The 12631-nt window shown below is 68.3% G+C and carries 14 protein-coding genes, 1 tRNA gene and 1 pseudogene; 9 read left to right on the top strand and 7 right to left on the bottom strand.

What is annotated here, in order from left to right; all coding sequences use genetic code 11:
- The 4 genes from ACRQ5B_RS03675 to ACRQ5B_RS03660 all read right to left on the bottom strand — a co-directional run bounded on the left by ACRQ5B_RS03675 (position 1) and on the right by ACRQ5B_RS03660 (position 2706).
- Positions 1 to 639 carry a DUF4232 domain-containing protein gene (locus ACRQ5B_RS03675; RefSeq protein WP_432397054.1) on the bottom strand — a complete coding sequence of 213 codons (639 nt, stop codon included), beginning with the start codon at positions 637 to 639 and terminating at the stop codon, positions 1 to 3.
- A gap of 133 nt (positions 640 to 772) precedes the next feature.
- Complete coding sequence (locus ACRQ5B_RS03670; RefSeq protein ID WP_432398690.1) at positions 773 to 1510, bottom strand: YcnI family copper-binding membrane protein; 738 nt, start codon at positions 1508 to 1510, stop codon at positions 773 to 775.
- A gap of 164 nt (positions 1511 to 1674) precedes the next feature.
- On the bottom strand, positions 1675 to 2295 hold the full coding sequence (locus ACRQ5B_RS03665; protein ID WP_432397053.1) for a hypothetical protein: 621 nt from the start codon (positions 2293 to 2295) through the stop codon (positions 1675 to 1677).
- Between the two features lie 90 nt (positions 2296 to 2385).
- Positions 2386 to 2706 (bottom strand): DUF1905 domain-containing protein, encoded by a 321-nt coding sequence (locus ACRQ5B_RS03660; protein ID WP_432398689.1) that lies wholly within the window; start codon positions 2704 to 2706, stop codon positions 2386 to 2388.
- Between the two features lie 385 nt (positions 2707 to 3091).
- Here ACRQ5B_RS03660 and ACRQ5B_RS03655 point away from each other — a divergent pair, with 385 nt between their 5' ends.
- Positions 3092 to 3322, top strand: a complete 231-nt coding sequence (locus ACRQ5B_RS03655) for a hypothetical protein (protein WP_432397050.1) — start codon at positions 3092 to 3094, stop codon at positions 3320 to 3322.
- Positions 3323 to 4045: 723 nt separating this feature from the next.
- A pseudogene (locus ACRQ5B_RS03650) lies at positions 4046 to 4911 on the top strand (AraC family transcriptional regulator).
- Between the two features lie 411 nt (positions 4912 to 5322).
- On the opposite strand, the gene ACRQ5B_RS03645 reads toward ACRQ5B_RS03650, so the two are convergent.
- Entirely contained in the window at positions 5323 to 5886 is a 564-nt protein-coding gene (locus ACRQ5B_RS03645) for a TetR/AcrR family transcriptional regulator (protein ID WP_432397048.1), read from the bottom strand.
- 85 nt (positions 5887 to 5971) lie between these two features.
- Between ACRQ5B_RS03645 and ACRQ5B_RS03640 the strand changes: the two genes are divergently transcribed.
- A complete protein-coding gene (locus tag ACRQ5B_RS03640) occupies positions 5972 to 6538 on the top strand; it encodes a dihydrofolate reductase family protein (RefSeq protein WP_432397045.1) in 567 nt (188 codons plus the stop codon).
- A 493-nt stretch (positions 6539 to 7031) separates the two neighbouring features.
- Here ACRQ5B_RS03640 and ACRQ5B_RS03635 read toward each other — a convergent pair.
- A tRNA-Ser gene (locus tag ACRQ5B_RS03635) sits at positions 7032 to 7121 on the bottom strand.
- Positions 7122 to 7248: 127 nt separating this feature from the next.
- Here ACRQ5B_RS03635 and ACRQ5B_RS03630 point away from each other — a divergent pair.
- The 5 genes from ACRQ5B_RS03630 (at position 7249) to ACRQ5B_RS03610 (ending at position 11135) form a co-directional block, all read left to right on the top strand.
- Positions 7249 to 8274, top strand: coding sequence for a dehydrogenase (locus ACRQ5B_RS03630; protein ID WP_432397042.1), 1026 nt, complete (start codon positions 7249 to 7251; stop codon positions 8272 to 8274).
- A 3-nt stretch (positions 8275 to 8277) separates the two neighbouring features.
- Positions 8278 to 8676 (top strand): 6-pyruvoyl trahydropterin synthase family protein, encoded by a 399-nt coding sequence (locus ACRQ5B_RS03625; protein WP_432397039.1) that lies wholly within the window; start codon positions 8278 to 8280, stop codon positions 8674 to 8676.
- Between the two features lie 6 nt (positions 8677 to 8682).
- A complete protein-coding gene (locus ACRQ5B_RS03620) occupies positions 8683 to 9669 on the top strand; it encodes a glycosyltransferase (protein ID WP_432397036.1) in 987 nt (328 codons plus the stop codon).
- A 5-nt stretch (positions 9670 to 9674) separates the two neighbouring features.
- On the top strand, positions 9675 to 9800 hold the full coding sequence (locus ACRQ5B_RS03615; protein ID WP_432397034.1) for a hypothetical protein: 126 nt from the start codon (positions 9675 to 9677) through the stop codon (positions 9798 to 9800).
- A gap of 84 nt (positions 9801 to 9884) precedes the next feature.
- A complete protein-coding gene (locus ACRQ5B_RS03610) occupies positions 9885 to 11135 on the top strand; it encodes a DNA glycosylase AlkZ-like family protein (protein ID WP_432397031.1) in 1251 nt (416 codons plus the stop codon).
- 49 nt (positions 11136 to 11184) lie between these two features.
- On the opposite strand, the gene ACRQ5B_RS03605 is transcribed toward ACRQ5B_RS03610, so the two are convergent.
- Positions 11185 to 11688, bottom strand: coding sequence for a nucleoside deaminase (locus tag ACRQ5B_RS03605; RefSeq protein WP_432397028.1), 504 nt, complete (start codon positions 11686 to 11688; stop codon positions 11185 to 11187).
- Between the two features lie 68 nt (positions 11689 to 11756).
- Here ACRQ5B_RS03605 and ACRQ5B_RS03600 point away from each other — a divergent pair, with 68 nt between their 5' ends.
- Positions 11757 to 12620 (top strand): phosphatase PAP2 family protein, encoded by an 864-nt coding sequence (locus ACRQ5B_RS03600; RefSeq protein ID WP_432397025.1) that lies wholly within the window; start codon positions 11757 to 11759, stop codon positions 12618 to 12620.
- Positions 12621 to 12631: the final 11 nt, after the last annotated feature.

Below are 12631 nucleotides of genomic sequence, written 5' to 3'. Positions count from 1 at the left end.
TTACATGGCGGTGAAGGCGCCGATGGTCAGCAGGTTGATGCCGGCGTTGCTGCAGGCGTCCTTGGGTGCGGCGAGGAACAGGGAGGCCGTGTCCTCGGGCGGGTACACGCGGAAACCGGCGGCCGGGGTTCGGGTGCAGTCGGGGTAGTTGCCGGCCTGGGTGTAGCGGAGGGTGGCGCTGCCGGCCTGACCCGGGGCGAGGAGCACGTCCGTGGCCGGGGTGGAATCGTCGCGGGTGGCTGCGGCGCCGATCGGGTCGCCGTCGGCACCGGCGGTGAGGGAGACACCGGCGAAGCCCTTGAGGACGCACGGTTCGGCGCCGGTGTTGGTGAGGATGAGCTTGCTGTAGACGCTGCCGGCGGCCCCGCCGCCGGTGGAGTCCAGGGCGCCCTTGAGGTTCGCGGCCTTGCAGAGGGCGGGGCCCGCCGCGGCGCCGGAGGCTGCCGGGGACGAGGATGCGGGCGCGGACGACGCCGAAGCGCTGGGCGCCGCCGAGGAGGTTGCCGGTGCCGCCGTCGTGGACTGAGCGGACGACGGCGATGCGCTGGCGCTCTGGGTCTGGGCCTGGCCGCACCCGCTCAGCAGCAGGACCGCCGCAGCGGCTGCCGTTACTGAAGTGATTGCTGCTTTGCGATTCATCTGCTGAGGCCTCATGGGACCACTGTTATGCGCCGTGGTTCCCCTCGTCAACGGTGCCACGACGCGGAAACCCGATTGATGCCCGGATTGTGATTTCCGGGCATCAACCGGGGGTCAGGTCACGGGACGGGTGCTACTTAGTGGCGGGACGCCGGCCGCGCAGCAGCGCCACCCCGCCCAGCACCAGGCCGCCGATCCCGGCGGCGAGGCCGGCCCAGCTTCGGGCCTCCGCTCCGCCGTCGTCGTTGCCGTGGTTGTCCGCCGGCGTGGTCTCCGCCGTCTGTGCCATGCCGTCCCCGGAGGCGGCTGCGCCATGACCGCCGTGCCCGTCGTCTGCCTTCGCCGGGGTGATGGTCACGGACGGAGCGGGGGTCTTCAGGGACTCCTCGTCCTGGCCGGCCTGCGGGATCTGAGACCAGTCGGTCTGGCCCGTCTCGCAGCTCTGCAGGGTGGGGAAGTACAGGGTCTTCCCGGCCATGTCCGGCAGTTTCACGGACAGCACCAGGGTGTCGCGGAGCTCGTGGCTCAACGGCGCCTTGGCCGTGTAGACGATCTGGCTGGTCCGCTTGGTGATGGAGGACCCGTCCGCCAGCTTTTTGGGTTGGGGGAGTTCCTCGGTGACCTTGGACGCGGTCCAGTTGGGGTTGACCGTGGGCTGCGCGTCGTTGAGTTCCTGGGGCAGCGTGATGGTCATCTTGGTGGTGCCGGCCTGATCGCAGCCGTGCGGAATGGCGAACGTCAGCAGCGAGTAGGAGTTGGCGGCGGTGTTGTCCGGGGTGGCCTCGACGTGGGCGGAGGCGGCGCTCACCCCGGTCAGCAGCAGCGCGGCGGTGCCGCCGGCCACGGCGGTGGCGGTGAAGGTGCGGCGCAGGGCGGAGGGGTGGAACTGGTGCGGGTCATCATCGTTGTGGTGCCTTTCGGGCGTGCGCGCATGAGGGCGCGCGGAAGCGGGGTGGCGCGGCGCGGGCACGGCGCAGGGGCCCGGGGTAATCCGGGGCGGGCCGGTAGATTCGGCCGCGGCCGAAGAATGGTGGGTTAGACGACGACGGCGCGCGGCGGCCCGCGCCGGCAGTCCCGCCGGAGGTTGCGCCAGGGCAGCGGCAGTGCGGGCTCGTCCCGGAACGGCAGGACGGGGACCGCGGCGCGGGGCGCGGGAAGGGCTTCGGGCAGCCGGATCAGCGGACGCAGCCAGGCGGCCAGCGACCAGAGGGCGTCCTCGCCGCGGGCCAGCAGCAGCGCGCAGACGAGGGTGGCCAGGGCGTGGCCGGCGATCATCCACAGCGCCAGGCCGGAGTCCAGGTCGTGGTGTTCGAGCGTGCCCGCGGGGTGCGGGAGCAGCGTCGGGACCTGGTGGTGCGACCGGACGGGAGCGCCGCCGTCGGCCGCTGCGGCGGGGCTGCTGAGGGCGGAAAACGCCTCGTGCAGCACCACCTGACCGGTTCCCAGCAGCCCGGTCATGGCGGCGGCGTTCAGCTTGAGCCGGGTGGCGGCGGTGGCCGCAAGGCCGGTCAGGGCCAGGACGGCGCCGAAGATCCCCGGGATGGGCAGGTCTCCGCCGGCGATCACGTGCGCCGCGGCGGCCAGTCCCACCATGGTGGTGGCCACCAGGGCCGCGCGGAGCGCGTGGAAGGGCGCCGGGGCACGGGTGTGGCGCACGGTGACCTCCCTTGCGGCATCTGGCGGGCTGCGGACGGGCCAATTCTACCGTTTGTCGAACTGGCTGCGGTGCCGCGACGGGGAGGCCCGTCACATAGTGGGACCGGTGCCGTTCGCCGCCCGGCCGTTGCGCGGCGCCACGGACAGCGACACCTCGACGTCGTCGCCTACTTCGAGCCGTTCGCCGAGCCGGACGTGCTTGCGCACGGGCAGCACGTAGCCGCCGTCGCGTGGCAGGAGCGAGGTCTCCCACTCCGTGCCGCCGATGCTGACGGCCACGGGGATGGCACCCCAGCCGTAGCTTGCCTCGGCGGCCTCGGCATGGATCTCGTCGGATGCGTCCAGCGGGAGGGCCAGCCAATAGAAGGGCGCCGGCCCGCGCCACTCGAAAAGCTCCGCCCGAAAGGTCATGTCCACGGCTCAGCACCGTAGTGCCCGGGGCTGCTGTTAGCAATGGTTCCCCGCGGGCTCTCCGCGTCTCCCGAGCCGCCGGATCCGCGCTGGACAATCCAATAAAGCTAGATAGACTAGTGAAAATTGCAAGCAAGCTTACTAAAGGGGTGATTCGAATGACGGCAGTAGCCAACCGGAGAATGGCGGGACCCGCGGCCGGAGCGCACGCGGAGTCGCTGCGGAGGTTCCACGAGCCGGCGCGCCCGTCCGCCCCCTCGAGTCAGCCCGCGGTGGCTCCCTTCGATGCGGACGGGACGCCCATGCACTGCGGCGCGAAGATGACGTCCACGCCCAGCCCGACGACGTTGCTCCCCTGGGCACAGTTCCACACCGGCGAGGGCGAGTGGGTTTGCACCTGCGGGTTCCGCCGGCCGGCAGATTCCTCATCCGACCCTTTGGCCGCGGTTCGCGCAGCGGGGCCCGGCTGGAGAGCCTGCAGTGGGAAATCGACGCTGCGGAGGCCTCCCTGGCCGCCGCCGTTCGAAGCGCCACAGAGGCCGGCGTCGAGGCGAAGGCGCTGATGCTGGAGACGGGTCTTACGTCGATCGAGCTGCTGGAGCTGCAGCTGCGCTGAGGCTTTCGGTCTTCGGGGGACGTTTGCGCCGGCTGTCCGCGGGTTGCATGACTTTGGGCTATCGGGCGGAAGGTCAACTTTAAGTGTGATTTCTAAGTAGTGGCGCCCTCGGGCTGAGGCGCATTCCACGCGTTCCATTGCTGGCGAGACTGCTCAGCTGTCTGCATGGCAGACGTGTTCACCTCTGTTAGTTCGCCCCGCTAAGCGTTAGTTGGGGCGCTGTGATTTTGCTGCGAAACTCCCGAACCTGGTATTCGGTTTAGTTGCCAGAAGATGGGCGTGCTGCCGGTCGGTAAAAGTGTTAGTAGGTTGAGGTGCGCGCATAGCCGCTGACGCTCGCTATGCCTGCGCACGGGGTGTCTCATAACCATTCGTGGGTACATCGATGCACCCCGATGGTTTCGAGACGTTGTTATGAGAATCGCTGATATCCCAAATTTCCCCGAAAATCCGCGAAATCGGAGTCAGCGCTGTCGCGGCCTGGAGGGCTCCTGCGAGACGTCTTGTATGCCAAGGGATTCGAGACGGTCTGGAGCGTTGCAGTTAGGGGACCTTCGCCGTGCATTTCATCGTGCAACGGCCCAGGCGTGTGGGTCCATGCTTGGCCGGTCGATCGACGACCGGCTTACGGGCGGTCTATAAGGTGCGCGGCGATCGAATCGGACCGAAATAGTAGGGTGCGAGGTGAACCAGTCGGGCAGGCTTGTAGTCGAAGGGGGAACCGTGATCGCAGCGCTCAATCAACTCGTTGATTTCATCGACGGTCACCTCACTGAGGAGATCTACATTGGTGACTTGGCGGTCGGTCTCGGCACAACGGAGTACCACCTCCGCCGCATGTTTTCGTCGCTCGCCGGTATGCCGCTCTCCGAATACGTTCGCAGGCGCCGCATGACGGTGGCTGCAACGGACGTTCTTGAAAAGGGCGAGCTGCTGGCAATCGCGGTGCGGTATGGCTACGGCTCGACCGAGGCTTTCAGTCGGGCGTTCCGATCAGTGCATGGCGTCGGTCCCGGCGACGTGCGCCGGGACGGAGGCCCCTTCGCACGCAACCGCAGCTCAGGTTCCGCCTGACCGTAGAAGGGAACACCACGATGGACACTCGCATCGCAGATCGGCCGGCATTCCGACTCGTCGGCCATTCGGCCCGCGTGCCGCTTATCCACCACGGCCCAAACCCGCACATCCAGGCGCACATCGCCTCACTGCCAGCAGCAGAGCACGCCCGGCTCAAGGAATTGGGCGACACAGACCCCGCTGGCCTGCTCCAGGTGAGCGCCGACGTCGACCCGGACTACACGGAGGGCAGCGAGCTGACCTACCTCCACGGCGTCGCCGTCACCGAAACTACCACGGTGCCCGAGGAGCTCGACGCGATCGAGGTCCCCGCGGGCATCTGGGCCGTGTTCCACGCCGAAGGGGCGTACCCGGCGGTCCTGCAGTCCGTCTGGGCCTCCACTGCCACCGATTGGTTCCCGTCCAACCCGTGGCGACTGCGCCCCGGCCCCTCGATCGTGGCAGTCCTTGATCGCGCCGCCGACTTCAGCACAGCGACCTGCGAACTATGGCTCCCCGTAGAACGCGCCTGACGGACCAGCCCGCCCGCTGGACAATGATCATGCCGGCGGGCGCACGGCCTACTTTCCTACGGGGTTCGAGTGCCCGGTGCAGGATCCTCTTATGGTGGCCCACGCAAGGAGCAATGCCTTGAAAGGTTCTATTACGGGAGTTTCTCAGGACAAAAAGGTGGAGTAAGCCCGTCAGAGTTCTGTTCTGGCCTCTATTCTTGCCTTTTTGGTGATGAGGCTTCTTCTACCTGCTGACATACCCTGGTTCTTTGCAGCCATTCCCGGATATCTGTTCCTCGGTTACGTTGTAAACCTCGGTGTTCAGCAGGTCCGGAACCCGCCTTCGCATGATCACAAGAAGTAGGTACGGGCAACCACGTTCGGTCTAAGTTGCCGCAACGTCATTGGATAGTCTCTCTGCCACCGGGTAGCTCAGCTCGTCAGTTTGTGGGCCGCGCGGGCAACGCTCTCCCCAGTATCTGATCCTGGATGCATGGGGATGGTGATGGCATCGAGTACGGCGCCGTTGACCAGGTGGTGCAGCCATAGGACCTCTTCTCGCCCACCTGGGAGGCCGCGGTCGAGGTGGAAGGTCACGTCTGCTTCGAAGCCGTGATGCAGGACTGGCGCCAGTACCTCTCGAATCTCTTCTGATCGGGCAGCCTCCAAGCGCAGTTCAATGAGGGCCGCTGCCACGTAGTGGCGCTGCAGGAGTCGGTCGGTAACGTATTTGGCATAAGCGGCTGTCGCGTCTTTGGCAGGAAGGAGTGCGAGCTGCTCAAGCCGTTCTGGTTCCGGGGCAAGCAGGTGAAAGATTTGCTGCGCCATTGCCAACAGCAACCCTGCTCTCGTGGGGAAGTAGTTGGCACAGGTCCCTAAAGGTAGCGCGGCTTTCCTGTCAACTGCGCGGTGAGTCATTGCCCGGGGACCTTCGGTTCCCAGGATCTTCAGTGCCGCGTGGGCAAGGGTCGAGCGACGCGCAGGATTGGCAACCATGGGACAAATCTATGGCAACTACTACGTATGTTGTGATTAGGTAACTACAACATATGTTGTGATTGGAGTTCGTATGAGGAAGCTCGTGTACTACGTTGCCGCCAGCATTGACGGCTACATTGCCGATCTGGAAGGAAGTACGTCGGCCTTTCCGGTCAACAAAACAACCTTGGATGAACTGTTTGGCCTATATCCCGAGACGTGTCCGCATCACCTTCGCGAACCGCTGGGCGTGGCCGGTCCCTCTCGTCGCTTTGACACCGTAATCCTGGGTCGCGCCAGCCACGAGCCTGCCCTGCAGGCCGGCCTCACGAGCGCCTACCCACACTTGCGCCAGCTGGTGGTGACGAGCCGCGACCTTCCCAAGGACCCCAGCGTCGAGGTCTTGTCCGGAGACCTCCTCGCCAGGGTTTCCCTGCTCAAGAGGGAGGACGGGCTCGATATCTGGCTCTGCGGAGGCGGTGACGTTGCGGACCAACTCCTGCCAGAGATCGACGAGATCCAGATCAAGGTCAACCCAGTCGTGCTGGGCGATGGAATTCCTATCTTCCGTTCCACGAGGCGTTGTGCCTGGAATTTGGAAAGCGCCAAACCTATAGACGGCGGCGTCGTTCTTATGACCTATACAGCGCCGAACCCTTTCCGCACGTAGAGCCAATCACGGGTAGGGGTCTGCCAAAGGACCGGTGTTTTAGCCTGCGCCGAACGCACGATCAGTGCCCTCGCGCATGTTTGTCCTCTGGCCATCTTCGTAGTCCGTCTCGATGTCTCCCTGAGCCACTGCCCTCTCCTTCTGCCATTTGGACCTGCTACCTGATTTTGCATACAGAAAAGCCCCGCGGCACTGGGGGGTCGCGGGGCATTTTCAAGCTTCTCCGCCTGATGGGGGACAGGCGGAGAAACTTGTACTAACTTAATGGCAAGTATGCTTACTTTTCAAGCACCATGCGCCGGCCCGGCTCGCCGGAGTCCTGGAGGTCCAGACTGTCCATGGGCACTGGCCCCACTCGTCTGGCGGCTTGGAGAGAGGCTGTTGGGTGATTACCGTCGTCGCGGACCTAGGATGCATGGATGAAAACCTGCCCCGGGCAAAGCAAAAGCCCCTGCTTCCCTTGTAAGCAAAGGGAAGCAGGGGCTTCGCTACATGGCGGTGACGGTGGGATTTGAACCCACGTTGGCTTTTACACCAAACAACATTTCGAGTGTTGCACCTTCGGCCGCTCGGACACGTCACCAACCTGACTAGGCTACCGGAGCGCGGGGCCGAACCCCAAAACGAGCCCCGCGCACCAAGGCCGCCGCGCCCGGACCGCCCCGGGAAGCTTCCGGCGACGCCCGCGCGGCACTAGATTCGACAGCACAATGACTATTTCGAACACGCTCTCCGCCCGGACCGCCGGCACCGCCACCGCCTACTGGACCGTCGGCCCGGAACAGGGCGAGCTCCGCACCGAGGACCTGCCCGCGCCCGGCCCCGGCGAGGCGCTGGTCCGCTCCCTCTACTCCGGCATCAGCAAGGGCACCGAGATGGTGGTGCACAACGCCCGGGTCCCCGACTGCGTCGCCGACGCCATGGCCGCCCCGCACCAGGAGGGCAGCTTCCCGGGCCCGGTGAAGTTCGGCTACCTCTCGGTCGGCGTCGTGGAAGCCGGCCCGGAGGAGTGGCAGGGCAAAACCGTCTTCTGCCTGCACCCGCACCAGGACCGCTACATCGTGCCCGTCACCTCCCTCACCGAGGTCCCCGACGGCGTCCCCGCCCGCCGCGCCGTGCTCACCGGCACCGTGGAAACCGCCGTCAACGCCCTCTGGGAAGCCGGCCCGCGGCTGGGCGACCGGGTGGCCGTGATCGGTGCCGGACTGGTCGGCGGCATGGTGGCCAAGCTCCTCGCCGGCTTCCCGCTGGGGCGGTTGCAGCTGATCGACATCGACCCGGCCAAGCGCGCCTTCGCGGAAACCCTCGGCGTCGAGTTCAGCCACCCTGACGAAGCCGCCGGCGACTGCGACATCGTCATCCACTGCTCCGCCTCGCAGGCCGGGCTGGAACGCGCCCTGCAGCTGGTCGGCGACGAGGGCGAGATCATCGAAATGTCCTGGTACGCGGACCGCAGCATCAGCCTGCCCCTCGGCGAGGACTTCCACGCCCGGCGCCTCTCCATCCGCGCCAGCCAGGTGGGCGTCGTCGCGCGCGCCCGCCGTCACCGCCGCACCACCGCCGACCGGCTGACCCTGGCCGTGTCCCTGCTCCGCGACCCCGTCTTCGAGGCCTTCCTCACCGGAACCTCCCGCTTCGATCAGCTGCCCGGCGTCGTCCAACGGCTCTCCGACGGCACCCTCGACGCCCTCTGCCACGTCATCGAATACCCGCACACCACAGAAACCACGAGGTAATCCGTGTTCAGCCTGACCGTCCGAAGCAACTTCATGATCGCCCACAGCCTGCCCCGCCCGGCGTTCGGCCCCGCTCAGGGCATGCACGGCGCCACGTTCGTCACCGAGGTGACCTTCCGACGCCGGAGCCTGAACCAGGACGCGATCGTCCTGGACATCGGGGAGGCGGGCGAGGTGCTGGGCGCCGTCCTGTCCGGCCTGAACTACAAGAACCTGGACGAGCACCCCGACTTCGCGGGCAAGCTGAGCACCACCGAGGCGCTGGCGCAGTACATCGCCGATGCCGTGGCCGCACAGATCCGTGAGGGCGATGACGGGCGCGAGCTCGCGGGCATCGACGTCACCCTGCGCGAGACCCCGGACGCCTGGGCCAGCTACTCGCTTGAGTTCGACGCCGGCTAGCCTCCCGTGCAGCCCTCCGCCGTCCGCCTGATCCTGCCCGGCAACGTCCGCCACAACTCCGGCGGCAACGCCTACAACGCCGCCCTGGTCCGTGCTCTCGGCGCGCTCGGGGTGCCCGTCTCGACAAGGACGGCCGACGGCGGCTGGCCCGTGGGCAGCCCGGCAGACCGGGAATCGCTGGGAAACCTCCTCGCGGAACCGGCCGGTCCCGGGACGGGCACCCTGATCGACGGCTTGCTGGCCTGCGGCGCCCCGGAGGAGCTGGAGGCCGCCGCCGACGCGGGAAACCCTGTGTGGATCCTGCTGCACATGCCCTTGGACGGGTTCCCGGAGCTGGAACGCCGCGCTATGGCGGCCGCGGCCGGGGTGATCTGCAGCAGCAGTTCGGCCGCGGCGGACCTTCGCACCCGGCACGGCCTCGACGTCAACGCCACCGCCAGCACGCCCGGCACCGCCAGCACGATCGTCGCCGTCGCGCTGCCCGGGACCGACCCCGCGCACCCGGCGGCCGGGTCCACCCCGCCGCACCTGGCCATGGTGGCCGCGCTGCTGCCGAACAAGAGCCAGCTGTTGTTCCTCCAGGCGCTCGCCGGCCTGACCGAGCTGGACTGGACCGCCGCCCTGGTAGGGGCGGACACTGCGGACCCCGAGTACGCCGCCCAGCTCCGCGCCGAAACGGAACGGCTGGGCCTCGGCGGCCGGGTCCGGATCCCCGGGGAGCTCCGCGGGGCCGCCCTGGAAACCGAATGGGCGCAGACCGACCTCACCCTGCTGATCTCTCGCGCGGAAACGTACGGCATGGCCATTACCGAATCCCTCGCTCGCGGCATCCCCGCCATCATCCGACGGGGGACCGGGGCGTTGGAGGCGCTCACGGCCGGTACGCCGCAGGCAGGACTACAGGCAGGAGAACAGGCGGCGGCGGACGACGTGGACGACCGCGGGCTGCCGGGCGCCGCCGTCGCGCTCGCCGAGGACCCCGCCCCCTGGTAGACCTGTTGAGCCGCTGGCTCACCGAACTGGAGCTCCGGGCGCGGTGGCGCACCAACGCGCTTGACGCCCGGCAACACCTGCCCGGCTGGGACGCGACAGCCCGTACCGTGCTGGAGATCCTGGGCCGCTAACGCGCCGCACGGATCACCCCGCCTTAGCCATCGGGAAAGAGCCGCCCGGTACCGCCGCCCGCGGCATGGATGGACAATGGGCGCATGAGCACCCAGCCAGCCACGGTCAGCCTTCCGCCCGAGAGCTTCACCGCCGCGAACCTCCGCGCCTGGTCCTGGCACCGGCAGGGCCTGGACGGGTCGCTGGCCGGCTTAACCGCCGGGCAAGTCCTCGCACAGGCGGGCTGGGCACGCTCCGTCGGCGGCGCCAACCCCTACCTTTCCCTGTTCGCCCGCGCCGGCCTCCGCCGCGGCGAGGTGGACGCCGACGTCGAGGCCCAGCGGATCCTGGAACTGCCGACGGCGCGCGGCTGCACCTACGTCCTGGGCATGGACGACTTTGCCTGGGCGTTGCGCCTGGGCCGCCCCGCCGCGGAGACCGCCGTCGCGGTGCTCACCCGGCTGGGCGTGGACCGCGGCGAGATCACCCTGCTCGAGGGGCAGGTCCGGCACGTCCTCGTCGAGGCCGGCACCGCGCTGGACCCGCGGCAGCTCAAGGAGGAACTCGGCGATGCGGTCCAGAGCCTGGGGGAGGACGGGAAGAAGAAGGGCGCCGCCACCACGCTCCCCGCGGCGCTGGGAATCCTGCAGGCGGAGGGCCGGATCCGGCGCGTTCCCGCGGACGGGCGCCTGGACCGGCAGCGGTACGCCTACGAAGCCTGGGACCTGCCCGCCTCCGACCTCACCGACGAGGAGGTCCGTGCCCTGCTGATGCGCCGCTATCTCGGCTGGACCGGCGGCGCCACCGCCAAGCAGTCCCAGTGGTTCACGGGCTTCACCGTGGCGCAGACCCGCGCGGCGCTCGCCGCCGCGGGCGCCGTCGAGGTTCCCCTCCCCGGGGACGCGGGCAAAGACAGTGCGGTGCTGTGGATGCTGCCCGACGACGTCGACCGCCTCGCCGCCTTTCAGGCTCCGGCGGAGGAACAGATCCAGCTGCTCGCCGGGACCGATTCGCTGGTACTCCTGCGGCGGAACGCGGCCGAGCTGCTGGACGAAGCGGACCACCGCAAGGCCGGGCTCAGCTCGCTGGCGCTGCAGGCGGACCTGCCGGACCACCCGATCCTGGACCGGGGCCGGATCATCGGGCTGTGGCAGTACGACCCGTCCGCCGGGGCGATCGCTGCCTGGGTCTTCGGGGACCTGACGCCCGCGGTGAGTCGTCGGATCGTGGAGGTGGAGGCCTGGATCCGGGAGGACCTGGGCGACTTCCGGGCCTTCAGCCTCGACGCGCCGGCCTCCCGGCGGAAGAGGATCGACGCGCTCCGGGCCTCGACGACGGCCACCGCCGAACGCTAAAGCGGGACCAGGGGACGCCGGGACCAGGGAGAGGAATAAGGGGGAGGGATTAGGCGCCGCGGTGCTCCGCGAAGAAGTCCCGCAGCAGGTCCCCGCACTCCTGCTCCCGCACCCCGCCGTAGACCTCCACCCAGTGGTTCAGCCGGCGCTCGCGGAGAATGTCGAACACGGACCCCGCGGCCCCTGCCTTCTCATCCCAGGCGCCGAACACCACGCGGGGAATTCGGGCCAGCACCACCGCGCCGGCGCACATCGCGCAAGGTTCCAGCGTCACCACCAGGGTGCAGTCCGCCAGCCGCCAGCCGTCGTCGCGCGCCCCCTCGGACGCACGGCGCTCCCGGAGCCGGGCGGCGGCTTCACGGATGGCCACCATCTCGGCGTGCGCAGTCGGGTCCCCGAGGGCCTCCCGCTCGTTCCGGCCGGTGCCCAGCATGGTCCCGTCCGGGCCGATCACCACGGCTCCGATCGGCACGTCCGCGGTGGCGAGGGCCTGCCGCGCCTCGATCAGGGCGAGGCCCATCCACTCGGCATGGCGGGGCTCGGGCGATGTCATGGCTCAATGGTAGTTTCGATCCTAAGCAAGCTGTGCACCGTGGGTGCACCGGACGTCGGGAGAAGGCAGTGAGCACCAGGACTGAGAGCTGGCTGATGCGGCGCTGGGGCAAATGGGTGGTGCCCTACGCCGCGCTGTGGATCACCATGCTGCTGGGCGGCATCGCGGTGGTGGCGCTGGCCCTGACCAGCGCCGAGGTCTACGACAACGTGGTGGACGACGCCGGCCTGGCCAACCTGGACAAGCCCACGCTCGCCGCCATGGAACGGCTCCGCAGCCCCGGTTTGGATGCGTTCGTCACCGGGTTCACCAACATCGGCGGCGGCATCGGCATGCCCATCCTGGCCAGCATCCTCACCGCGCTGCTGATCTGGCGGACCCGGACTTGGCGCCCGCTGATCCTCATCGGCGGGGCGGCCGCCGTCTCCGTCACCGCCACCTCCCTGGGCAAGAAGCTCATCGGCCGCACCCGCCCCGACTTCGCCGACGCCGTCCCGCCCTACGAGACCTCGCCGTCGTTCCCCAGCGGCCACACCCTGAACACCACCGTGGTCATCTCACTCGTGGTGTACCTCACCTGCCTGCAGGTCCATCGCACCATCGCCCGGGTGGGATTGATCACGGCCGGGGCGCTCTTCATCATCGCGATGGGCATGAGCCGGGTCTTCCTGGGCCATCACTGGATGACCGACGTGATCTTCGGCTGGGCGCTGGGCCTGGGCTGGGTGGGCATCGTGATCCTGGCGCATCGGCTGTTCCATGTGATCAGACACCGGGAACGGACCGGCCCGGCCCCCACCTTCGACAATGACCAGCACCTGCGGGAGAGGGCGCCGGACGGGCACCACGGCGCCGGAACCGCGCCTGCTCGCAGGGTGGCGGACGACGCCGGGTCCCCCGGCGGGCGGGGGCGGTCCGAAGCGTCCGGATGATAGTTTTGACC

This window comes from Pseudarthrobacter sp. L19 (genome assembly GCF_050859435.1).
GTDB lineage: Bacteria > Actinomycetota > Actinomycetes > Actinomycetales > Micrococcaceae > Arthrobacter.
The sequence above is the reverse complement of the archived record's forward strand: the minus strand, read 5'-3'. Positions and strand labels throughout refer to the sequence as shown.